This is a genomic window from Geodermatophilus sp. CPCC 206100, assembly GCF_048569675.1.
GTDB lineage: Bacteria > Actinomycetota > Actinomycetes > Mycobacteriales > Geodermatophilaceae > Geodermatophilus.
In genome coordinates, this window is sequence record NZ_JAQISV010000034.1 from 1 (window position 1) to 22,844 (window position 22,844).

Consider the following 22,844-nt stretch of genomic DNA (forward strand, 5'->3'; position numbering starts at 1 on the left):
GGGCCGTGGCGGCGCCCTCCTGGAGCGCCGGTGCCCGGCCGCGGCCGGCGGGTGCGCGCCCGGGCCGGGCCGCGGCCGGACCGCTGGCCGGGCTCCGGGTTCTCGACCTCACCTGGGTGCTCGCCGGGCCCTACGCCACCCGGCTGCTGGCCGACTCCGGCGCCGACGTCGTCAAGGTCGAGTCCAGGTTCCGCCAGGACCCCACCCGGTTCTCCCCGGGCATGCGCCTGCGCCCGGGCGCGGGTCCGGACGAGAGCGGCTACTTCCTCAACTTCAACCGGGGCAAGCGCAGCGTGGCGGTCAACATGCGGACCGAGGCCGGACAGGACCTGGTCCGGCAGCTGGCCGCGCGGTGCGACCTGGTCATCGACAACTACAGCCCCGGGACCATGGCCCGGTGGGGCCTGGGCTACGAGGACCTGGCCCGGGCGAACCCGGGCGTCATCGCGGTCTCCATGTCCGGGGTCGGCCAGACCGGGCCCTGGCGCCGGGCGGTGACCTTCGCCGACACGCTCGCCGCGATGTCCGGCCTCACCGCCGAGACCGCCGACCCCGGGGGGACGCCGCAGGGGCTGACCTTCGGCCTCGGGGACATGGTGGCGGCCAACGCCGCGGTCGTCGGGGTGCTCGACCTCCTGCTGCGGGGGGAGGGCGGCTTCGTGGACCTCTCCCAGCTCGAGGCCATGGCCGCGGCCATGGGTCCCGCCCTGCTGGAGCACCAGGTGGGGGCGCCGGAGCGCGGCGCGACCCCGGACCACCCGGTTCGGCACGCGGAGCACGTGCCCCACGGGGTGTACCCGGCGAGCGGGGACGACCGCTGGGTGGCGATCGCCGTGTCGGAGGACCCGCAGTGGCGCCGGCTCGTCGAGGCGGCCGTCGCCGGGACCGAGGGGTCCCCGGAGGCCGAGGCGCTGAGCGCGCTCGCCGACGCCGGGCGCACCGAGCGCAAGGCGGCCGAGGACCGCATCGACGAGGCGCTCGCGGCGTGGACGCGGGGTCAGGACGCCGAGACGCTGGCCGAGCGGCTGCAGGCCCTCGGCGTCCCCGCGGCCGTGGTGAGCACGGGGGAGGACCTGGTCGACCGGGATCCGCACCTGGCCGCCCGCGGCTTCTACGTGGCGCTGGACCACCCGCTGGCCGGTCGCGTCCTGCACGAGGGCGTCGTGGCGCGCCTGGGCCGCACCGCCGTGCGGCCCGACCGGCCCGCTCCGCTGCTCGGGCAGCACACCGACGCCGTCCTCACCGAGCTGCTCGGCCTGCAGCCGGCGGAGATCCAGGCCCTGACCGAAGCAGGCGCACTCGAATGACAGGAGAGAGATGACCAGCCCGTCCGGAGGAGCCCCCTCCGTCCTCACGGTGACCGTCGACGAGGGCGTCGCCACGGTGACGATCGACCGGCCGCCGGCCAACGCCGTGGACCCGGCGATGATCCAGGAGTTCCTCGACGTGCTGCCGGGGCTCAGTGCCGACCCCGCGGTCCGGTGCATCGTCCTCACCGGGACCGGCCGGTTCTTCGTCGCCGGCGCCGACATCGCCGTGATGCGGGACCTGTCGCTGGCCAACCACGTGCAGATGCGCCGGTGGATCGAGGTGCAGCGGCTCCTGGAGGAGGCGCCCAAGCCCGTCGTCGCGGCGATCAACGGCCACGCGCTCGGCGGCGGGGCCGAGCTGACGCTCGCCTGCGACCTGCGGATGGCGGCGGAGACGGCGACGATCGGCTTCCCCGAGATCGGCTTGGGCCTGTTCCCCGGCGCGGGCGGCAGTCAGCGGCTGCCCCGCCTCCTCGGCGTGCACCGGGCGCGGCTGCTCATGATGGAGGGACGGCGGCTGTCGGCGGCCGAGGCGCTCGAGATCGGGCTGGTGGACGACGTCGTCCCCGACGTGCAGTTCGCCGACGCGGTCGCCAATCGGGCCCGGACCCTCGCCGCGCGGCCGACGCGGACCATCGGGCTGCTCAAGCAGGCCGTCGAGGCCGGCGCGCACCGGGACATCGACGCGGCGATGGACGTGGAGTGGGCCGCCGTGCAGCAGGTCATCGCCACCGAGGACGCGGCCGAGGGGCTCCAGGCGTTCCTCGACAAGCGGGAGCCGGTGTTCCGCGGGCGGTGATCCCGGACCGGCGCCGCTCCCGCCCGGGGGTCCGGGGTGGGAGCGGCGCCGGCCTCAGGCGTCGTACTGGCTGACGAACTCGGTGTCGACGCCGAGGTCGCCGATCTTCCGGGCGCCGCCCGGGTTGCCCAGGGGCGCCGTGCGGCCCGGGAGGATCTCGCTGAAGAAGGCGGCGGAGTCGGTGACGAACCGGCTCTTCTCCTCGTCCCCGCGCGCGGTGCGGTCGACGAAGATCGCCTCGACCGGGCACTCCGGCTCGCAGGCACCGCAGTCGATGCACTCGGCCGCGTTGATGTAGCTCTTGCGGTCGCCGACGTAGATGCAGTCGACCGGGCAGACGTCGGTGCAGGCGCGGTCGTTGACGTCCACGCAGTCGGCGCCGATGACGTAGGGCATGTCTGTCTCCTCGCGTGCTGGGGCTCAGGCGGCCTCGGTCGAGTGGCCGGGGAACAGGGAGGCGGCGGGGTCCAGGGCCACGGCGGCGTTGTTCACCGCGGTGGCGACCTCCCCGAAGCCCACCGACATCAGCCGGACCTTGCCGGGGTACTCGGTCACGTCTCCCGCCGCGTACACCCGCGGCAGGTTGGTCTGCATGCGCTGGTCGGTGTGGATCGCCCGGCCGGAGAGCTCCAGCCCCCAGTCGGCCAGCGGGCCGAGGTCGGAGATGAAGCCCAGGGCGGCGATGACGCTGCCGGCCGGGAGGTGCTCGTCGTCCGCGCCCTTGGTCGTGAGGCGGACCCGCTCGACGCGGTCGCTGCCGGACAGCTCCGCCACCTCGCAGTTGACGCGGAAGGCCACGCCCGCCTCGCGCGCCGCGGTGACGCTGGCCGCGTGGGCGCGGAACGCGGCGCGCCGGTGCACCACGGTGACCGAGCGGGCGATCGGGTGCAGGGCCAGCGCCCAGTCGATGGCGCTGTCCCCGCCGCCGACCACGACCACGTCCCGGCCGGTGTGGACGGCGAGGTCGGGGACGAAGTAGCTGAGGCCCCGGTCGAGGAAGGCCTCCCCGGCCGGCAGCGGCCGCGGGGTGAACGTGCCGATGCCCGCGGTCAGGACGACGGCGCCGGTGTCGACGCGGGTGCCGTCGCTGAGCGTCAGCTGCGGCCGGCCGTCCGGCGAGTAGGCCAGCTCCGTCGCCTGCCGGCCGAGCAGGTACGTCGGGCCGAACGAGTCGGCCTGCGCCTGCAGGGACGCCACCAGGTCGCGCCCGGCGACGGCGGGCAGCCCCGCGACGTCTCGCACGGACTTCTCCGGGTACAGGGCGGCGATCTGGCCGCCGACCTGCGGCAGGGCGTCCACGACCACCGTGCGCAGACCGCGGAAACCGGCGCAGAAGGCCCCGTAGAGACCGGTGGGTCCGGCCCCGATGATCGTGAGGTCGGTCTCGACCGAGGTGCTCGTCACGAACGTGTCCTCTCATCCGGCCCGCGGCGTGCGGGACGGGAGAACGGTAGGAACGCCGGCCGGCTCGGACCGACCCCGGTGGTCCGGCCAGCGGAACATGGTTCGCTCAGCGGACCGCGGTCCGCTGACTGGAACACCCCTCTTGGGTGCCGGGGGGCCGGGTGGTCGACTCCACCCACTGGCGGGACGAGGCCGACGCGGCCCGCGCCGGGAGCAGAGGGGAGACCGAGATGGTCGCAGAGGACGTCGCGGCGGGGACCACCACCCCGCCCGTGAGGAAGCCGCGCTCCGAGCGGGCCCGCCGGTCGCGCCGGGGCCGCCTGCCGGGCCGTCAGGACTGGTCGAGCTGGCCGAACTACCAGGGCGCCGCCGCCGGCTTCCGGGGCTACTGGTACCCGGTCGCCTTCTCGTCGCAGATCACGAACAAGCCGACGGGGATCACCCTGCTGGGCGAGCGGATCATGGTGATGCGCGACCGCGGCCAGGTGTACGCGCTCAAGGACCGCTGTCCGCACCGCGGCGTGCCGCTCAGCTACGGCAACCAGCAGTTCCCCGGCACGGTGTCCTGCGTCTACCACGGGTGGACCTTCGACCTGAAGACCGGCGACCTGGCCGCGGCCATCACCGACGGCCCGAACTCGCCCATCTGCGGGAAGGTCACCCAGCCCACCTTCGAGACCGCGGAGCGGCTCGGCATGGTGTGGGTCTTCGTGGGGGACGGCGAGGAGGCCCCGCCGATCGACGAGCAGCTGCCCGAGGAGCTGCGGGACAACCCCGCGGTCGTCGGCGCCCGCATCCAGGCGCGCGAGGGCAACTGGCGCTTCGCGGTCGAGAACGGCTACGACGAGGGGCACGCCAAGTACCTGCACCGGACGGCCCTGTGGCGGCTGTTCAAGCCCATGCCGGTGTGGAACGAGACCCGCATCGAGCGGCGCGGTCGCTGGATCTTCCGGGTCCAGGAGAAGCAGTACTGGGACGCGGAGTTCCCAGGCCTGGGCCGCTGGACCGGGCAGGCGTGGTACAAGAAGCGGCCGCCGAAGGAGGTCACCAACATCGGGAACACGGCGGGGCACCGCGAGATCAACCCCACGATCGCCGCGCAGGAGTTCCCCGGGTTCGTCTCGGTGTCGATGCCCGGCGTGCTGCGGGTCGCCTACCCGACGTTCATCCACTACGAGTTCTACGTGCCGGTGGACGCCGACAACCACCTCTACGTCGGCGTGATGGCCAACTTCGCGAGCGGGCTGAAGACGCTGCCCTTCTACGCCAAGTACCTCGGTGCGGTCCGCTGGCTCTTCCACGGCCAGTTCTCGGGTCAGGACAAGTGGATGGTGGAGGTCACCGACGCCCCGCCGGAGCGCCTCTACCGGCCGGACGACTCGCTGCTCCAGTGGCGCAAGCTCGCCGAGGACGTGACCGAGCAGCGCCTCGCCGAGCTCACCGAGGCCGGGTTGTCGCCCGCGGACGCCGAGCCCGAGATCGTCAAGTAGTCCGCCCCGCCCGCCCGGCCTCCCGGCCGGGCGGGCGCGGCCCCCACTCCAGGAGGACCTGTGGCTCGCATCGTGCTCGGCGTCGCCGCCTCGCACTCCACGCTCATGAACACCCACTGGGACCAGGTCGAGCACAAGGACCGCGCCGAGGCGTTCCGCGACGCGCTGGGAGAGGCCCGCGACGCGCTGGCCGCGGCCCGCCCGGACGTCGTCGTCGTGGTCGGCTCCAACCACTTCCGCGGCTTCTGGCTCGACCTCATCCCGTCCTTCACGCTCGGCGTCGACGAGGTCGTCTCCTCGGGCGAGGCCGGCACGCCGAAGGGGCCCCAGCTCACCGACCCGCCGTTCGCCCAGGCGCTGGCCGAGCACCTCGTCGAGGCCGGCACCGAGGTCGCGATCTCGGCCCGCATGCAGATCGACCACGGGCAGTCGCACGCGGTCCAGTACCTGCTGCGCGACCTCCCGGTCCCCATCGTGCCGCTGGTGATCAACGTCTTCGCGACGCCGCTGCCCAAGGTGAGCCGGTGCGTCGAGCTGGGGCGCGGGATCGCCCGCGCGGTCGCCGAGATGCCCGCCGACACCCGCGTGGCCGTCGTCGCCTCGGGCGGCCTGTCGCACCAGCTGCCCTGGCCCAGCCGCTGGCAGGACCCGGAGAACGACGACGAGGCCTTCCTCGTCCAGGCGTGGCGCAACGGCCGCGGCGACTGGGAGCGGTACGACAAGCGGCGCCGGCAGATCATCACGGCGGCCCGACCGACGATCTTCCCCGACTTCGACGAGCAGTTCCTCGCCGCTCTCGAGGCCGGGGAGCTGGAGAAGTACGCGAACTGGTCGACCGCCGACATCGAGGCGGCCGCGGGCAACGGCGGGCAGGAGCTGCGCACCTGGCTGACGATGGCGGCCGCGCTCGGGTTCGCCCCCGGTCGCCGGCTGGCCTACGCCCCGATGCCGGAGTGGCTGACCGGCATGGGCGTGGCCGTGATCCCTCCCGGGACGGGGGAGTGACCGCGGCGCCCTCCGCCGCTCCGTCGGTCCGGGCCGACCTGCTGGCAGCGGTGCTGCGGCGGGTGACGGTGGACCGGCTCCGGGACGCCGCGGCGGCCATGGCCGCCATCCCCAGCCCGACCGGGAGCGAGGCGCCGCTGGCCGGCTGGCTGGCCGGGCAGCTGTCGGCGTCCGGTGTCGAGGGGCACGTGCAGTCCATCGACGCCGACCAGGCGAACGCGGTCGGCCGGGTGCGCAGCCGCCGGAGCGGGCGCGACCTCATGCTCTACGCGCCGATCGACACGCTCACCACCGGGGACCCGGCCGTGGACCTGCCGTGGATCGGGCCGGAGCTGCGCCCGGACATGCTGCCGGCCGCACGCGTCGACGGGGACCTCGTGACCGGCCTGGGGGCCAGCAACCCCAAGGGCCACGCCGCGTGCGTCCTCGTCACCGGCCAGGCCTACGCCGAGGCGCTCGCGGAGACCGGCGTCGTCCCCGCGGGCGACCTGGTGCTCGCGTTCGGCGCCGGCGGGATGCCGACCAACGCCCTCGGTCCCGGCCGGGCCAACACCGGCCACGGCGTCGGGGCCTCCTTCCTGCTCGAGCGCGGGTGGGTGACCGACGCTGCGGTCATCGCCAAGCCCGGGGACTTCGTCGCCCACGACGAGGTCGGCCTGTGCTGGTTCGAGGTCGTCGTGCACGGCATCCACACCTACGTCGGCAGCCGGCACCGGCTGGCCTACGACAACCCGATCGTCTCGGCGGCCGAGGTCGTCGTGCGCCTGGAGCGCTGGCTCGCCGACTACCCGGCGCGGCACCGCACCGACACCGCGGCGCCGCAGGGCGTCATCGGCGCCATCGCCGGCGGCTGGGAGCGGATGCTCGCCGTCACGCCGGCCGCCTGCCGGCTGCGGCTGGACGTCCGGCTGGCCCCGGGGGAGCAGCCCCTGGACGTGCGGCGCGAGCTGGAGCGGTTCCTGGCCGCCGTCTCGGCCGAGACGGGGATCCGCGTCGACTGCGAGCTGGTCACCGCCATCCCCGGCTCCCGGACCGATCCGGCCAGCTGGATCGTCACCGAGACGGTGCGGGCCTGGGAGGCGACCTCGGGCCGCCCGCACGAGCCGGTGCCGGACAACAGCGGCGCCACCGACGCCAACATCCTGCGCAACCGCGGGATCCCGACGGCCCGGGTCGGGATGCCCAAGGTCGTGCTCGACGACACCGCCGTGGACTTCGCCCTCGGCATGAACACCGTGGACGTGCGTGCCATGCGCCGCCTCTGCGAGGTGCTGGCCCGCGTCACCGTGTCCACCGCCCTGTGCGAGACGGACCGACCGATGGAGGAGACGACATGACCGCTGCACCGGAGGGGACGTACGCCAAGGCGGACGGCGTCACCTACCACTACCTGGACATGGGGTCCGGGCCGGACACGATCTTCCTGCACGGCGGTGGCCCCGGCTGCACCGGCTGGAGCGACTTCGGTCCGGTCGCGCCGCTGTTCGCGGCCGACCGGCGCTGCCTGATCGTGGACATCCTGCAGTACGGCCGGTCGGAGAAGTGCCGGATCACCGGCCCGATGTGGGACTTCCACGCGGCCAAGACGGTCGCGCTGATGGACGAGCTGGGCGTCGCCCAGGCCGACTTCATCTGCAACTCCTGGGGCGGCACCATCGCGCTGTGCCTGGCCGCGCGCTACCCCGAGCGGGTCCGGTCGCTGGTGGTCACCGGCAGCATGCCGGTGTTCTACGGGCCGCTCGCGCCGCTGCCCGAGGGCGGCCGGCGGGGGCGCAACGCCCGCGACGTCTACTACGGCGGCGAGGGGCCGACCCGGGAGAAGATGCGCGAGCTGATCACCCGGCTCGAGTGGTTCGACGGCGACGCGCTGCCGGAGGAGACGCTCGACCTCCGGTACGAGCAGAGCCTGGACCCCGAGGAGCGGGCGCTCGCCGCGATGTCGGACTCCCCGCGCGGGGACTGGCAGGACCTGACCGCGGAGCTCGGCCGGATCCAGGCGCCGGCGCTGTTCATGTGGGGCCGGGAGGACGCCTTCCTCACCCCCGACTACCCGATGATGCTGGCCCGGATGGTGCCCCGCGGGAACCTGCACGTGATGGACCACGTGTCCCACCACCTGCAGGAGGAGCAGCCGCAGCGCTACCACGCCGTGGTCGCCGGGTTCCTCGCCGGCGCCGCCCCCTCGGCTCCGGAGGTGGGGTGACATGAACCGGACCGGACTCCTCCTGGTGGGCACCGCGGTGGCCGCCGCGCTGTGGCGCTGGCTGGCCCCGCGCAGCAACACCCAGGTCCACCGCATCAACCAGCACTGACCACCCGACTCACGGAACCGGTGATCCCATGACCATCTGGACCGATCTGACGCCCCTCCCGTTCTCCCTCTCCTACGTCGACGCCGGCGGCGTCCGGACGCGCTCGCTGCAGGCGGGGTCCGGTGACCCGGTCGTCTTCCTGCACGGCACGAGCGGGCACCTCGAGGCCTTCAGCCGCAACGTCGTCCCGCACGCCGAGCACCACGCCGTGCACGCCATCGACATGCTCGGCCACGGGTACACGGACAAGCCCGGCCACCCGTACGAGATCCCCCTGTACATGCAGCACCTGCTGGACTACCTCGACGCCACCGGCATCGAGCGGGCGCACATCGTGGGGGAGTCCCTCGGCGGCTGGGTCGGCGCCCGCACCGCCGTCGAGCACCCCGACCGCATCGCCAGCCTCCAGCTGCTCTGCGCCGGCGGCACCGTGGCCAACCCCGAGGTCATGAAGCGCATCGACACCAGCACCCGGCAGGCGGTGACCACCGACGACATCGAGCTGACGCGGGGCCGGCTGCGGCTGCTCATGGCCTCCGAGGAGGACGCGACCGAGGAGCTGGTCGAGGTCCGACACCGCATCTACCACGAGCCGGACTTCGTGGCGAACATCGACAACCTGCTCTCGCTGCAGAAGATGGAGATCCGCCAGCGCAACCTGCTCACCACCGAGCAGATGGGCAAGATCACCTGCCCGACCCTGGTCGTGTGGGGCCGCAAGAACCCGTTCGGCGACGTGCCGGAGGCCCGCGCCATGCACGAGGCCATCCCCGGTTCGCAGCTCGAGCTCTTCGACGACTGCGGCCACTGGCCCCAGCACGAGCGGGCCGACCTGTACAACCCGCTGAGCCTGGAGTTCCTGGCCAAGACCTCGGCGACGCGCTGATGCGGGCGCTGCGCATCCACGACTGGGGCCAGGCCCCGGTCGTGGAGCAGGTGCCCGAGCCGGTCCGGGGCGAGGGGGAGGTGCTCGTCGAGGTCCAGGCCGCGGCGCTGGCCCACCTCGACCTGACGGTCGCCTCCGGCTCCTTCGGCATGCGCCCGCCGCTGCCCTACACCGGGGGCGTGGAGGGCAGCGGCGTCGTCCTCGAGGCCGACGACCTCGCGCCGGGCACGCAGGTGATGCTCCGGGGCGGCGGGCTGGGCCTGCTGCGCGACGGCACCTGGCAGGAGCGGGTCAGCGTGCCGCGCAAGGCCGTGACCCCGCTGACCCGGGAGCTGCCCCCGGCCGTGGCCGCCACGTTCTTCGTGCCCACGACCACCGCCGGTGTCGTCCTGCAGGACGTCGCCGGGCTGGGCGAGGGCGAGTGCGTCGCCGTCGTCGGCGCGGCCGGTGCCGTCGGGTCGATCGTGGTCCAGCAGGCGCTGCTCGCGGGCGCCGAGGTGGTCGGCCTGGTGGCGCGACCGGACCAGGTGGACGACGTCCCGGCGGGCGCCGAGGCGGTCCTCCTGGACGACGAGCGGGTGGCGTCCTGGTCGACCGACCGCCCGTTCTCCCTCCTCGTCGACACCCTCGGCGGGGACGAGCTCACCCGGCGGACCGGCTGGGTGCGTGCCGGCGGCCGGGCCGTCGTCATCGGGTACGTCGCCGGCACGAGCGTGACCCTGGACCTGCCGAACTGGCTGCTCTCCGACGTGGCGCTGCTGCCGGTCAACATGATCCGCCAGGAGCGGCGGGCGCGGGAGCTCCTGCCTGGGCTGGTGGACCAGCTCGCCTCCGGTGAGCTGGAGCTCCGGGTGGAGACGGTCGGCCTCGATGCGGCCGCCGACGCGCTGGCCCGGATGGGCGAGGGTCGCGTCCGCGGCCGGGCGGTCGTCCTCTTCTGAGCCCGCCGCACGGTCCGTTGAGTGGAACCGGTCCGTTGACCGGACCGGTTCTCCTCGGCGACGGTGGCGTGGTGACCTCGATGCAGGCGGCACGACCCCCCGGGGACCCCGACGCGTCCGGCCGGGCCCTGGAGCCGGGGGACACCAACAGCGTCCTGAGCAAGGTGCAGCGCATCCTCGAGGCCTTCGGGCCGGACGACGAGACGCTGAGCCTCTCGGAGGTCTCGCGCCGGACCGCCCTCGCCAAGGCGTCGGTGTACCGCCTGGCGCAGGAGCTGGTGCGCTGGGGGCTCCTCGAGCGGCAGCACGGTGACTACCGGCTCGGCATGCGGCTGTTCGAGATCGGGCAGCGGGTGCCCCGGCAGCGCATCCTGCGGGACCTGACGCGTCCCTTCATGGAGGACCTGTTCCAGGCCACCAACGAGACGATCCACCTGGCCGTTCTCGACGGGCTCGAGGTGCTCTACCTGGAGAAGGTGTCCGGGCACGGCCAGGTGGCCCGCCCCTCCCGGGTGGCCGGCCGGATGCCCCTGCACTGCACGGCCACGGGCAAGGCCCTGCTGGCCTTCGGCCCGGCCTCGCTCGCCGACGAGGTGGTGGCCGAGCCGCTGCCGCGGGTGACCCCCCGGACCGTCGTCGCACCCAAGCTCCTCGCGCAGGAGTTGCAACGCGCCCGGGAGTGCGGCTACGCGGTGGAGTTCGAGCAGACCCGCATCGGCTACATGAGCGTCGCCGTCCCGCTGCGCGGAGCAACGGGCGTGACGGTGGCCGCGCTGTCGGTCACCGCGCCGACGGCGCGGGCGAACGTCGACCGCTTCGCGGGCCTGCTGACCATGGTCGGCCGGAGGGTCACCAAGCTGCTCAGCGTCCAGGACGTCTGACCGGGGCGGTCCGCGATCCGGCCCCCACGTGGCGGAGGGCCTGCGCGCCGACGCGCGCAGGCCCTCCGCCGGTCGTCCCGGCTCAGCCGGTCGCCTCGACCAGGGGGATGTCGTCCACCGAGTAGTCCCGCTCGGTCGGCGCCACGTAGTCGTCGATGTTGCCGGCGTCGTAGAACACGGCCTCCACGACCAGCGGGTCGGCGGAGCCGTTCTCCACGACGTCGCGCATGGCCCGGATGACGGCCAGGCCGGTGGCGTAGGGGTCGGTGTCCCAGGTGCCGGTGATCCGTCCCTGACGGACCGCGTCGATGGCCTCGGCGTCACCGTTGGTGCCGACGATCATGATCCCCTCGGTGTCGCCGGACTGGACCGGCAGGCCGGCCGCGATGACCGACGACGAGATCCCGAGGGCCGAGGAGTCGTTGTACGTCCAGAAGGCGTCGACCTCCGGGAAGCGGGTCAGCACGTCGGACGCCAGCGTCGCGGCACCGGAGGACGAGTCCGAGGTGTTGTCGACCTGCGTGAGGACGGTGAGGCCGGCAGCCTCGGCCGCCTCGGTGAAGCAGGCGACGTTCGCCTGGATCGACGGGACGGCCGGACCGCCCATGACGATGACCTGGCCGCCGGGCTTGGCGGCGGCGAACCGCTCGGCGTCCCGGGCGTAGGGGGAGTCCGCCCCGCAGCGGTTCGTCTCCCACCACACGGTGGTGTCGATCTGGTCGCCCTCGGTGTTCACCGCCACGACCGGGATCCCGGCGCCCTGTGCCTGGGCGAACGAGCCGCTCAGCGCGCCGGCGTCCAGCGGCCACAGGCCGATGGCCGACTTCTGCTGCGAGATCATGGTCTGGACGTCGGACACCTGCGCCGATGCCTGCAGGTTGGCGTCGTAGACCTGGACCTCCCAGCCCAGGTCCTCGGCGCCGGCCTCCAGACCGTCGGACACGAAGCCCTGCCCGGGCTGCGAGGCGATCGGGCTGGAGTAGCCCACGGACAGGGAGCCCTCTCCGCCGCCTCCGCCACCGCCTTCGCTGCCCGAGCCGCCCCCGCACGCCGCGAGTCCCATCGTGACCGCCCCGAGGACGGCCACCCCTTGCACACGCTTCACGAAATCCTCCGGTTGCCGGCCAGGGCTCATCGCCGCGGCTCCTCGTTGTCCTTGCTGCGTCCTGGCGACACGCCACGACGAGTCCTGCGGCGCCGCTCCGACGGGGCAGCGGCGGGTCCTCCGACCTCCGGGAGGTGCCGGTCTCACGCGCGCACCGGACCTCCGTGTCGTCGGCGCAGCCGGGCGAGCACGCCGGTCTCGCGCATGACGCCGATCCCGACGGCGACGATGAGCACCAGGCCGTTGACCGTGCCCCGCCAGTAGGGCGACACGGAGGCGAGCGTCAGCCCGTTCTGGATCACCCCGAGGAAGAGGACGCCCACGACCGTCCCCAGCACGCCGCCCTCGCCGCCGGTGTAGGCGGTGCCGCCGATCAGCACGGCGGCGATGACGGTCAGCAGGAGGGTGGCGTCCTGGGTGGGGGCCGCCGCGGTGAGGCGCCCCACCGACAGCACGCTGGCGAGGCCCGCGGCCAGGCCGGCGATCACGTACACGAGCAGCGTGGTCGCCGCGACGTTGATCCCGTTCAGGCGGGCCGCCTCCCGATTGGACCCGAGCGCGAAGACGGCCCGGCCGAAGGCGGTGTAGCGCAGCAGGAAGCCGCCGAGGGCCACGATCGCCACGTCGAAGATGAGCACGTACGGGATGCCGGCGACCGACTCCAGCGTGAACGCGTAGATCGGGTCGAAGCCCTCCAGCCCGAACGTCGTGATCGTCTGGCCGTCGTTGAGGACCAGGGCGAGGCTGGCGAAGATCGAGAGGGTCCCGAGCGTCACGACGAGGAACGAGATGCGCAGGTAGCTGATCAGCGCGCCGTTGACGAGCCCGGCGAGCAGACCGGCGGCGAGGGTGAGCAGCAACGACAGCGTCGTGCCCAGGCCCGCCTCCAGGCCGATGGCCAGGACCATGCCGGTCACCGCCAGCGCCGAGGCCGCGGACAGGTCGATCCCCCCGGCGATGATCACGAACGTCGCGCCGAGGGCCAGCACGAGGATGACGCTGTTGGACTGCACGATGTTCGTGACGTTCCCCCACGTCAGGAAGACCGGCTGGGTGATCCCGAGGTAGACGCACACGGCCACGAGGCCGATCAGGATCCCGGCGCTGCGGCCCGCGTGCAGGCTCGGACGCCGACGGCGGACGGCGTTCCCGGGCCCGCCGCCCGCCGCGCCGGCGCCCGCCAGGCGCGCGCCGGGCGGGGCGTCCGTCGCGGCGGCCTGCGGGTCGAGGTCGCGGGAGATCGGCTGTGGCATCGGGGTCCCCTCGGAGGTCACGTCGGGTCGGGAGTGGTGCATCAGGCCGGAACCGGGGTGGTGGTCGCCCCGGCGACGGCGACGTGCGCGATGTCGTCCTCGTTCATCCCGTCCCCGGAGAACTCGCCGCGGATCTCGCCCTCGAAGAAGACGACGATCCGGTCGGACAGGCCGATGAGCTCGGGCAGCTCGGAGGAGATCAGGACGACGGCCGCCCCCCGGGCGACGATCTCGCGCAGCAGCGCGTAGATGGCGCTCTTGGACCCCACGTCCACACCCCGGGTCGGTTCGCTGAGGACGTAGACGTCGCAGTCGAGCGCGAACATCCGGCCGAGGATGACCTTCTGCTGGTTCCCGCCGGACAGGTTCTGGATCCGCGTCCCCGGCGAGGCGGTGACCACGCCGTACCGGTCGATGGCCGCGCGCACCTCCCTCCTCTCCCGGGTCGTGTTCAGGACGCCGAACCGGCACAGGTGCCCGAGCCAGGACATCGCGAAGTTCTCCGTGACCGAGCGCACGGGGAGCAGGGCCGACCTCTTCCGGTCGTCCGGGACGTAGCCGATGCCGCCCGCCAGGGTGCGGCGGGGGTCGGACAGGCGGACGGCGCGACCGCTCACGGTGACCTCGCCCCGCGCCGGGATCGCGCCGCCCAGGGCCATCCCGAGCTCGGACTTCCCGGAGCCGACCAGCCCGGCCACGCCCAGGACCTCGCCGCGCCGGACGTCGAGGGTCGTGGGCTTGAGCAGCCCGTCGTCGCTGCGCAGGTCCCGGACCTCGAGCGCGACGTCGGAGGTCTCGCCCTGCCGGGTGCCGAAGTAGTCGGTCAGCTCGCGACCCACCATCAGCCGGATCAGGTCGCGTTCCGGCGTCTCGGGGAGGGGCACGCTGCCCATGAGGCGCCCGTCCCGGAGCACGGTGGCCTTGGAGGCGGTGGCGTACAGCTCGGGCATCCGGTGGGAGATCATCAGCACCGCGACGCCGCGGGCGCTCTGCTCGCCGATGATCTGGAGCAGCCGCTCCGTGGCTGCCTCGGACAGCGAGCTGGTGGCCTCGTCCAGGATGATCAGGCGGGCGTCCGTGGAGAGCGCGCGGGCGATCTCCACCTCCTGCTGCAGCTCCACGCTGAGCCGGTCCACGCGGTCGGTCTCGGAGACGTGGACGTCGAGCTGCTCGAGGACCCGGCGCGCCTGCGCCCGCATCGTGGGCCAGTCGATCCGGCCCTGTCGCCGGGGGAGGCGTCCCAGGTGGATGTTCTCCGCGACGGTGAGCGTCGGGGCCAGGGTCAGCTCCTGCGAGATCGTCACGATCCCCGACCGCAGGGCGTCGGCCGGCCGGGCGAAGTGGACCGGTTCGCCGTCGACGAGCACCGTGCCGCTGTCGGGCCGGATCACGCCGCCGATGACCTTCGCCAGCGTCGACTTGCCGGAGCCGTTCTCCCCGGTCAGGGCGTGCACCTCGCCGGCGCGCACGTCGAGGTCGACGCCGTCCAGCGCCTGGACGCCGGGATAGGCCTTCGAGACCGCACGGACCGCCAGGAGGGGCGACCTCGCCGGGCGGTCGGCGTCCGGTGCGTCAGCGAGCATCGTGATCCCTTCGCGGGCGGCCGTCCCGGCCGGCGGACGTGCAGGAGAAGCTAGGTGTGCCACGGAGCCCGACCTACCGGCCTGGTCCGCTCAGCGGTCCGGCAACGCAGTCGTCACCGACCGCGGTCGAGGTCAGGGGACGGGCGCCGGAGCGGACGCGGTGAGGAAGGCGGCGGTGCGCTCCGCCAGCGCCATGACCGTGATCATGGGGTTCACGCCCGGAGCGGTCGGGAGCGCCGACGCGTCGCCGATCCAGACGCCGCGGGTGTCGTGCAGCTCGCCGCGTCCGTCGGCGACCGACGTGTCCGGTGAGCTCCCCAGCCGGCAGGAGCCCATCTGGTGCGCCGAGAAGGCGGTGTGGTCCTCGGGCGGAGCCTCGGCCAGCGAGGCGAGGTAGCGGTCGAAGTCCTCGCCCCGCCGCCAGGTGCGGTCCGTCCAGTGCCAGGTGAAGACCTCCCGCGCGCCCGCCTCCCGGTGCATCTGGGCCAGCTCGACGTGGGCGCGGACGGCGATGCGGTGGTCGACCGCGTCGTCCAGGCGCCAGCGCACGGCCGCCCGCCCGTCGTCGTCGAGGACCACCTCGCCCGCTCCGTGGTCGTGCGCGACCCCGTGCCAGGTGGCGAAGTAGGGCAGGTCGCGCAGCCGTCGCCGCATGGCGGCGGCGTCGGTGAACGGCGACTGCGCGGCCCAGGTGCCGGGGTTGAGCGCGAGGCTCTCGACCAGGAAGCCGCCACCGTCGACGACCCGGGTCAGGTCGAAGCTCACCGCGGACTGGATCTGCCCGTGCCAGGCCTGCACCGGCTCGTCGTAGACCCCCGTGACGATCCACGCGGGGTGCAGCCGGAGGTTCTTGCCCACGGCCGGACCGCCGATGCCCGAGCGCAGGAGCACCGCGGGTGACTCGATGCCACCCGCGGCCAGGACGACGGTGGGGGCGTCGACGGTCAGGGCGCAGGGGCCGTCCGCGGTGCCGACCGTGGCGGTGACGCCGGTGGCCCGGCCGTCGGCGGTCGTGATCCGGTCGACGGAGCAGTCGACCACCACGCGCGCGCCGGCCGCGACGGCGTCCTCGAGGTACGTGTGGAGGGTGGAGCGCTTGGCGCCCTGCTGGCAGCCGGCGTTGCAGTAGCCGCACAGGGACGGGTCGTCGGAGAGCAGCGCGTTGCGGGGGAGCCGTTCGTGGCTGTACCCGCGGGACGCCAGGCCGGTGATCATGGCCCGCGTGTTGGCGTTGTAGGTGGTGGCGTCGGTGTTGACCCCCAGGCGGTCCCACACGGCGTCCGTGTACTTGTCGAAGTCCGGGCCGTCGAGCCCCTCGAGGCCCTCGGCCGCCCACAGCTCCCGGATGTGTCGCGGGGTCCGCAGGCAGACCATCGAGTTGATGAGCGTGCCGCCGCCGAGCGCCGTACCGGCGAGCAGGCCCATCTGGCCGGAGTCCGACCAGAACGAACCCCGGCGCAGGAACATCTCCGCACCGAGGGAGTCGATCTGCCGGAAGTCGGCCTCGTTGCGGTAGCCGCCGGCCTCCAGCACGAGCACCGAGAGCCCCGCCTGCGCGGCGCGGGCAGCGACGATCGCGCCCCCCGCACCGGAGCCGATGACGACCACGTCGGCGGCGAGGGTGGCCGAGGGACCGGTCACCTCGGTCAGCGGGATGCGCTTGGGAGCGTCCCGCGGGGCCGGGGGGAGGGTCGCCGGACCGGGGTAGCCCAGGACGGCCCACGTGTCGTTGGAGCCGCCGAGGTCCACCGCGCCCACGAAGCTGCCCATCACCATGGACTTCACCTGGCGCAGGGCGAGTCGGAGCTCCTCCTCCGCGGCGGCCTCGTGCAGCAGGGCGGTGCGGCCGGCGAGGTCACGACCGGCGAAGCCCGCCGCGTCGAGGTGCGTGACCAGGCGCTCGACGGCCCGCCGCAGGGACGCGTCGAGGCCCGGCACGGCGGCGACCACCCCCCGGTCGATCCCGCGCGCCGCGGCGCCGTCGCGGTAGTAGCGCGCGACGCCCTCGGCGTCCTCGGCTGCGCGCAGCTCCCCGGCCGGTGGCTCCAGCGACGGCAGGAGGGTGTCGCACACCGCCGCGATGACCTCCGCCGTCCGGCCCGTCTGGTGGTCCATGGCTCGTCGCTCCATCGGTCCGGGAGGCCGCCCTGCCTCGACTGGATGGGGACACTGGCAGCAGGACGGCGGGAGACCGGCACGCCGCGTTCCGTTCACCGGACCGTCCCGACGGGGTTCACGCGCCCGAAACACGGAGCCGGTGCACCGAGTGGCTGTTCCGGTGAGCGGACTCGGCACCTCGACGCGGGGGCCCGGCGTGCAGTGGAGTCAGTCCCTTCCCCACGAGCGAGGACGGGACATTGACGGTCGATCACCCACCGCGGCGCGGCTACGCGGACAGTTCGTTCGGTCAGCTGCACTACGTCGAGCAGGGCAGCGGGGAGCCGATCCTGCTGCTGCACCAGACCCCGCGGTCGGCGGACGAGTTCCGTGAGCTGCTGCCCCTGCTGGCCCGGAGTTCCCGCGCCATCGCCATGGACATGCTCGGCTTCGGTCTGAGCGCTCCCGTGCCGGCTCCCCAGTCCATCGAGCAGATGGCCGCGGGCGCCCTCGCGCTGCTGGACGCCCTGGAGGTGGACACCGCCGTCGTGATGGGACACCACACCGGTGGAGCCGTGGCGGTGGAACTGGCGGCGAGCGCCCCGGACCGCGTCCGGGCGGTCGTCCTCTCGTCCGCGCCGTGGACCGACGCCGCGTACCGGAGCTCCCACGCCGGCGGACCGGGGGTGGACGAGGCGGTGGCCAGCGAGGACGGGAGCCACCTGACCCAGCTGTGGGGGCTGCGGCAGCCGTACTACCCGCCCGGCCGTCCCGACCTGCTGGACCGCTTCATCCGCGACGCCCTCGCGCCGGGGGTCGACCCGGCCGAGGGGCACCTCGCCTGTGCCCGGTACCGCATGGAGGACCGGATCGGCCTGGTCCAGGCCCCCGTGCTGCTGCTCGGGGCCGCTGCCGACCCCTTCGCCCTGCCGGACCTGGAGCCCCTCTCCGAGCACCTGACCGCGTCGGCCGGCGTCCGCAGGGTCGTCCTGGAGGGCGGCACCATCCCGCTCATGGAGCAGCTGCCGGACGAGGTGGCCGCCGCCGTCCTCGACTTCCTCGCTTCCGTGGGCGCCCCGACCGCACCGTCCACCCCCCACCTGGAGGCGTCGTGACCGTCCTGGACCGTGCGGAACTGCACACCGACACCGTCGTGCTGCGTCAGCTGTGCGACACGCTGGTCCCCGCGGTGGACCCCGCCGGGGGCGAGTCGGCCGAGGTCCGCGCGCTGCTGCAGCGGAAGGCCAGCGACCTGGGCCTGCACGAGATCCTGCCCGTCGTCCTCACCGGGCTGGCGCCGCACGTCCGCGCCGCGGTCGAGGCGACGCTGCAGGCCTGGGTCCCCGCCGCCGGATCCTCCGTCCCGGAGGCGACGCGACGCTGGAACGCGGTGGCGGCCGCCGCCGACACCGCGTTCGGGGCCATGGTCCTGCGCAGCACCGTGTGCGCGATGTTCTACACGGCGCCGGACGCGCAGGGACGCAACCCGAGCTGGCCCGTCATCGGCTTCGACGGCCCGCTGCTGGAGCCGCCGAGCGACGCCGAGTTCCCCAAGACGCTCCAGACGGTGGAACTGCCCGCCGGTCCCGCGGAGCTGCACGCCGACGTCGTGGTGGTCGGCTCCGGCGCCGGCGGCGGTGTCGCCGCGGCCCGCCTGGCCGCCGCGGGCCGGTCGGTCCTCGTGCTGGAGCGGGGGGCGTACCGCAACGAACCCGACCTCCCGCAGCTGGAGGCCCTGAGCTTCCCGAACCTGTACCTCGACGGCGGCTACGTCTGGTCGGCGAACGGGCGGCTGGCGATGCTGGCCGGCGCCACCGTCGGCGGGGGGACCACCGTCAACTCGATGGCCTGCCTGCCGACACCGGAGTACGTCCTCGACGAGTGGGCGGCCCGCGGCATGGAGGGGGTCTCGCCGGAGGGCTTCACCCCCCACCTGTCGGACGTGCAGCGCCGCATCAACGCCACGGCCGAGAACACCCGCCACAACGCCGTGAACCGGCTGCTCATCCGTGCCTTCGAGGAACGCGGACTGGAGTGGGGGGTGCTGGCCCGCAACGCCCGGGACGCCGACGACCGCTACTGCGGCTCCTGCAACGCCGGCTGCCTCGTGGGCTGCAAGCAGTCGACCATGAAGACGTTCCTCCAGGACGCCTCCGATGCCGGGGCCCTCCTGCTCCCCGGCTGCCGGGTGGAGCGGGTGCTCGTCGCGGACGGTGCGGCCACCGGGGTCGAGGCCACGGTCATCGGCGCGGACGGCACCCGGACTCCGCTGGTGGTGCACGCGCCGACCGTCGTCCTCGCCGCGGGGACGCTGTCCACGCCGCTGCTGCTGCAGGCCTCGGGCATCGGCGGTCCCGCGGTCGGCGAGAACCTGCACGTCCACCCGTCCTACTTCATGAGCGGGGTGTTCGACGAGCCCGTCCACGGGTGGCGGGGGCAGATCCTCACCAGCTGGTGCCGGGAGTTCGAGCGGGTGGAGCAGGACCACGGGTTCCTCGTGGAGGCCGCACCCATGGGGCTCGGGTTCTGGACCGGCCTGACCCCGTGGCGGGACGGCGCCGCGCACAAGCAGGACCAGTTGCGCCTGCGCCACGTCTCCGGCGTGTGGGGGTTCGTGCGGGACCACGGTGCCGGATCCGTCACCGCCGACGCCGAGGGCCGGCCGCTGGCCGCCTGGGACCTCGACGACGCGGTCGACCTGGCCGTCGTCCGGCGGTGCCACCAGGAGCTGGCCCGGCTGCTCCGCGCCGCCGGGGCGACGGAGATCTTCACCTTCCTCCCCGGGGACCCCCGCTGGCGGGACGGCGAGGACTTCGAGGCCTTCACCGCGCGTCTCGGGGAGCTGCGGGCCGAGGACGTCTTCACCCTGTCCGCCCACCAGAGCGGTTCCTGCGCGGCCGGGACCGACCCGGAGCGCAGCGTGGTGGACGGCCGCGGCCGGCTGCACGACGTGGACGGGGTGTGGGTGGCCGACGCCTCGGCCTTCCCGACCGCGCCCGGGGTCAACCCGATGGTCTCGATCGAGGCCTACGCCAGCCGGACGGCGGCCTTCATCCTCGAGTCCTGAGGCCGCGCCCGCCCGAGGCAGGCGGCGGGTCCGGGCGCGGACCGGCCGGTGCGGGGTCGGGGGAGTCCCGGCGGCGGCGTCAACCGCCCGCCGGGCTCCTCCGCGCGACCGAGTAGGCCAGCAGCGCGGCGGACCCGAGCACGGCCAGGCTGATCCCCAGCGGCACGGCGGAGTCGCGGCCCCCGAGCCCGACCAGCGGGGCGATCGCCGCGCCGAGGAGGAACTGCACGCCGCCCAGCAGCGCCGACGCCGTGCCGGACGCCGACGGGAAGCGCTCCATCGCCAGGGCCGTGGCACTGGGCAGGATGGCGCCGAGGCTGGCCACGACGACGAACAGGCACACGGTGAGCCCGGCCAGCCCCGGGCCGCCGCCGCCCGGCGGGTCGAGCGCGACCGTGAGGAGCGTGGCCAGGGCGCCCGCGGTGTAGGTGCCGAGGCCGACGCCCAGCAGCGTGCGGGCCCCGACCCGCCGGGCCATCCGGCCGGTGACCTGGGTGGCCGCGGTGAGCCCGGCCGCGTTGACCGCGAACAGCGCCCCGTAGACCATCGCCGGGCGGCCGTGCACCTCCTGGACGATGAAGGGGAACGTGGCCAGGTAGCTGAACAGGCCGCCGAAGGCCAGGCTGCAGGCCAGCGCGTAGCCCACGAACCCGCGCGAGGTCAGCATCGTCCGCGCGGTCGCGAGCGTGGCGCGCACCCCGCCGGTGCTGCGCAGCTCGGGCGGCAGGGTCTCGGGGATCAGCAGGGCGACCGCGGCGAACAGAACCACGCCGACGGCCGCGAGCAGCGCGAAGACCACCCGCCAGCCGGCCAGCTCCAGCACGCCCGCGCCCAGCAGGGGCGCCACGATCGGGGCGACGCCGAAGACCAGGAGCAGCCGGGAGAAGAAGGCCACGGCCCGGGCGCCGGTGTACACGTCCCGCACGATGGCCCGGGACACCACGATCCCGACGGAGCCGCCGAGGCCCTGGGCGAGACGGGCGGCGATCAGCGTCTCGATCGACGGCGCGAGCGTGCAGGCCAGCGACGCCACGGCGTAGAGGGCGGTGCCGACCAGCAGCAGGCGCCGCCGGCCGAACCGGTCGGACAGCGGGCCGGCGAGCAGCTGGCCGAGCCCCAGGCCGACGAAGCTGGCGGTCAGGGTCAGCTGCACCGCCACGTGCCCGACCCCGAGGTCGGCGGCGATGGCGGGCAGCGCGGGCAGGTAGGTGTCCCCGGACAGCGGACCGACGGCGGTCAGGCCGCCCAGCACCAGGACCAGCGAGGCGCCGCCGCGGACGGGGCGCACCGGCGCCGGCGCGCGCGTCACGAGGCCTCCTCCCGCGCGGGACGGGGGACGAGGGACGCCGTCGCCGGGTCGAGGGGCAGCGGTGTGCGGGCCCGGCCGCGACGGCGGCGGGACCGGAGGACCAGGGCGGCCAGCGCGCCCAGGCACCCGATCGACGTCACGACGACGAAGACCTGCACGGCCGAGAGCAGGTCGCCGTACTCAGCCATCGCCCCGACCCCCACCACCGGGATGCCGGAGCCGAGGAAGGCGACCACCTGGAAGGCCGAGATCAGCTCGCCGCGCCGGTTGGCCGGGCTGGCCTCGCTCACCTCGGCCAGCGCGGCGCCGAAGGTCAGCCCGTGTCCCAGGCCGGACACCACGCAGGCGAGCAGCAGCACGGGCAGCGACGCGATCCCGGCCGCCACGAGCAGCCCGAGCGTGCCGACCAGCAGCAGGCCCAGTCCGACGGCCTGGGCCCGGGCGGTGCCCAGCCGGCGCAGGGCGGGCTGCGCACCGGCCGCCAGGCCCAGCATGAGGGAGACCGCGACCCCGGCCAGCGCGGCGTTGCCGGCGCCGAGCTGCTGGGCGAGGTAGGAGGGCAGCAGGGCGAGGAACAGGCTCGTCACCGCCCAGGACAACGCGGCGGTCAGGGCGGCGGCGGAGAACAGCCGGCCGAGTCCGGGGGGCACCGCGGGCCGGCGCGGACGCCAGCGGCCGCCCGGAGCCGGGCTGGGCGGCACCAGGAGCAGCAGCGCACCGAAGGCGACGCCGAGCAGGACCGCCTCGAGGAGGAACGGGATGACCAGGCCCGGCGACGTGTACTGGGCGAGCAGTCCGCCGACCAGCGGGCCGGCCGCGCTGCCGCTGAGGTTCGCCGCCGTCGCCACCCGGGCCGCCCGGAACCGGTCGCCCCGCGGCTCCTGGTCGATGAGCGCGGCGGTCGCGGTGCCCTGCACCGCGCCCAGGGCGAGCCCCTGCAGGATCCGCGCGGCGAACAGCTGGCCCACCCCGTCGGCGAGCGCGAAGCAGACCGAGGCCAGCGCGGCCACGACGACCGCGGCGAGCAGGATGCCGCGACGTCCGATCACGTCCGACAGCGGGCCGAAGACGAGCAGCGACGGGATCACCGCGATGCTGTAGACGGCGAACAACGCCGTCACGACCAGCGAGGAGAACCCGAACTCCGCGCCGTAGAGGCGGTACAGCGGCGTGGCGAGGTTGGCGCCCGTCGTGAGCACGGCCAGCGAGACGGCGACCGTCGGGAAGGCCCACCGGCCGCGTCGACCCGAACCGGCCGCCCGGGGAGCTCGCTGAGGAGCACCGCGCGAGTTCCCCACGGGAGGACTCAACGTCGGCGGCCCCCGACCCGGAAAGCGTCCGTCCCATGACACGGGACGAGTTCTGGACACCACCCCTGTGAGCTCGAACACTGTCGCGCGCG

At 74.3% G+C, this 22,844-nt stretch carries 19 protein-coding genes; 11 read left to right on the forward strand and 8 right to left on the reverse strand.

Going from position 1 to position 22,844, the window contains the following annotated elements:
* On the forward strand, positions 1-1,307 hold a 1,307-nt coding region (locus PGN05_RS16275), incomplete at its 5' end, for a CaiB/BaiF CoA transferase family protein (protein ID WP_419753601.1).
* A gap of 10 nt (positions 1,308-1,317) precedes the next feature.
* Positions 1,318-2,109, forward strand: coding sequence for an enoyl-CoA hydratase/isomerase family protein (locus PGN05_RS16280; RefSeq protein WP_419753602.1), 792 nt, complete (start codon positions 1,318-1,320; stop codon positions 2,107-2,109).
* A gap of 54 nt (positions 2,110-2,163) precedes the next feature.
* Here the strand turns inward: PGN05_RS16280 and PGN05_RS16285 are convergent, their stop codons facing one another.
* Together PGN05_RS16285 and PGN05_RS16290 are read right to left on the reverse strand one after the other, a co-directional pair.
* Positions 2,164-2,505, reverse strand: a complete 342-nt coding sequence (locus PGN05_RS16285) for an indolepyruvate ferredoxin oxidoreductase subunit alpha (RefSeq protein ID WP_419753603.1) — start codon at positions 2,503-2,505, stop codon at positions 2,164-2,166.
* A gap of 24 nt (positions 2,506-2,529) precedes the next feature.
* Positions 2,530-3,513: an NAD(P)/FAD-dependent oxidoreductase gene (locus tag PGN05_RS16290; RefSeq protein WP_419753604.1), complete on the reverse strand. Its 984-nt coding sequence runs from the start codon at positions 3,511-3,513 to the stop codon at positions 2,530-2,532.
* A gap of 272 nt (positions 3,514-3,785) precedes the next feature.
* Here PGN05_RS16290 and PGN05_RS16295 point away from each other — a divergent pair, with 272 nt between their 5' ends.
* From PGN05_RS16295 to PGN05_RS16325, 7 genes are all read left to right on the forward strand, one after another.
* Positions 3,786-5,003, forward strand: a complete 1,218-nt coding sequence (locus tag PGN05_RS16295) for a Rieske 2Fe-2S domain-containing protein (protein ID WP_419753605.1) — start codon at positions 3,786-3,788, stop codon at positions 5,001-5,003.
* 60 nt (positions 5,004-5,063) lie between these two features.
* Positions 5,064-6,008, forward strand: a complete 945-nt coding sequence (locus tag PGN05_RS16300; protein WP_419753606.1) for a hypothetical protein — start codon at positions 5,064-5,066, stop codon at positions 6,006-6,008.
* Positions 6,005-7,345, forward strand: a complete 1,341-nt coding sequence (locus tag PGN05_RS16305) for a M20 family metallopeptidase (protein WP_419753607.1) — start codon at positions 6,005-6,007, stop codon at positions 7,343-7,345. The genes PGN05_RS16300 and PGN05_RS16305 overlap by 4 nt, the downstream gene beginning before the upstream one ends.
* Positions 7,342-8,211: an alpha/beta fold hydrolase gene (locus PGN05_RS16310; protein WP_419753608.1), complete on the forward strand. Its 870-nt coding sequence runs from the start codon at positions 7,342-7,344 to the stop codon at positions 8,209-8,211. Before PGN05_RS16305 ends, PGN05_RS16310 begins: the two co-directional genes overlap by 4 nt.
* Before the next feature lie 137 nt (positions 8,212-8,348).
* Complete coding sequence (locus PGN05_RS16315; RefSeq protein ID WP_419753609.1) at positions 8,349-9,206, forward strand: alpha/beta fold hydrolase; 858 nt, start codon at positions 8,349-8,351, stop codon at positions 9,204-9,206.
* A complete protein-coding gene (locus PGN05_RS16320) occupies positions 9,206-10,147 on the forward strand; it encodes a quinone oxidoreductase family protein (RefSeq protein ID WP_419753610.1) in 942 nt (313 codons plus the stop codon). The genes PGN05_RS16315 and PGN05_RS16320 overlap by 1 nt, the downstream gene beginning before the upstream one ends.
* Positions 10,148-10,227: 80 nt before the next feature.
* Positions 10,228-11,028 carry an IclR family transcriptional regulator gene (locus PGN05_RS16325; RefSeq protein WP_419753651.1) on the forward strand — a complete coding sequence of 267 codons (801 nt, stop codon included), beginning with the start codon at positions 10,228-10,230 and terminating at the stop codon, positions 11,026-11,028.
* Positions 11,029-11,110: 82 nt separating this feature from the next.
* Here PGN05_RS16325 and PGN05_RS16330 read toward each other — a convergent pair whose 3' ends face one another.
* From PGN05_RS16330 to PGN05_RS16345, 4 genes are all read right to left on the reverse strand, one after another.
* Positions 11,111-12,133, reverse strand: a complete 1,023-nt coding sequence (locus PGN05_RS16330) for a sugar ABC transporter substrate-binding protein (protein ID WP_419753611.1) — start codon at positions 12,131-12,133, stop codon at positions 11,111-11,113.
* A 143-nt stretch (positions 12,134-12,276) separates the two neighbouring features.
* Positions 12,277-13,386, reverse strand: coding sequence for an ABC transporter permease (locus PGN05_RS16335; protein ID WP_419753612.1), 1,110 nt, complete (start codon positions 13,384-13,386; stop codon positions 12,277-12,279).
* A 41-nt stretch (positions 13,387-13,427) separates the two neighbouring features.
* On the reverse strand, positions 13,428-14,969 hold the full coding sequence (locus PGN05_RS16340; protein WP_419753613.1) for a sugar ABC transporter ATP-binding protein: 1,542 nt from the start codon (positions 14,967-14,969) through the stop codon (positions 13,428-13,430).
* A gap of 132 nt (positions 14,970-15,101) precedes the next feature.
* Positions 15,102-17,084 carry an FAD-dependent oxidoreductase gene (locus PGN05_RS16345; protein WP_419753614.1) on the reverse strand — a complete coding sequence of 661 codons (1,983 nt, stop codon included), beginning with the start codon at positions 17,082-17,084 and terminating at the stop codon, positions 15,102-15,104.
* A 242-nt stretch (positions 17,085-17,326) separates the two neighbouring features.
* Between PGN05_RS16345 and PGN05_RS16350 the strand changes: the two genes are divergently transcribed.
* Positions 17,327-18,181 carry an alpha/beta fold hydrolase gene (locus PGN05_RS16350; protein ID WP_419753615.1) on the forward strand — a complete coding sequence of 285 codons (855 nt, stop codon included), beginning with the start codon at positions 17,327-17,329 and terminating at the stop codon, positions 18,179-18,181.
* Positions 18,178-20,133 (forward strand): GMC family oxidoreductase N-terminal domain-containing protein, encoded by a 1,956-nt coding sequence (locus tag PGN05_RS16355; RefSeq protein WP_419753616.1) that lies wholly within the window; start codon positions 18,178-18,180, stop codon positions 20,131-20,133. The genes PGN05_RS16350 and PGN05_RS16355 overlap by 4 nt, the downstream gene beginning before the upstream one ends.
* Positions 20,134-20,212: 79 nt before the next feature.
* On the opposite strand, the gene PGN05_RS16360 is transcribed toward PGN05_RS16355, so the two are convergent.
* Together PGN05_RS16360 and PGN05_RS16365 are read right to left on the reverse strand one after the other, a co-directional pair.
* The gene (locus PGN05_RS16360; protein ID WP_419753617.1) at positions 20,213-21,442 is read right to left on the reverse strand and encodes a multidrug effflux MFS transporter; all 1,230 of its coding nucleotides are present in this window, start codon (positions 21,440-21,442) and stop codon (positions 20,213-20,215) included.
* Positions 21,439-22,833 (reverse strand): MFS transporter, encoded by a 1,395-nt coding sequence (locus PGN05_RS16365; protein ID WP_419753618.1) that lies wholly within the window; start codon positions 22,831-22,833, stop codon positions 21,439-21,441. Before PGN05_RS16365 ends, PGN05_RS16360 begins: the two co-directional genes overlap by 4 nt.
* Positions 22,834-22,844 lie beyond the last annotated feature (11 nt).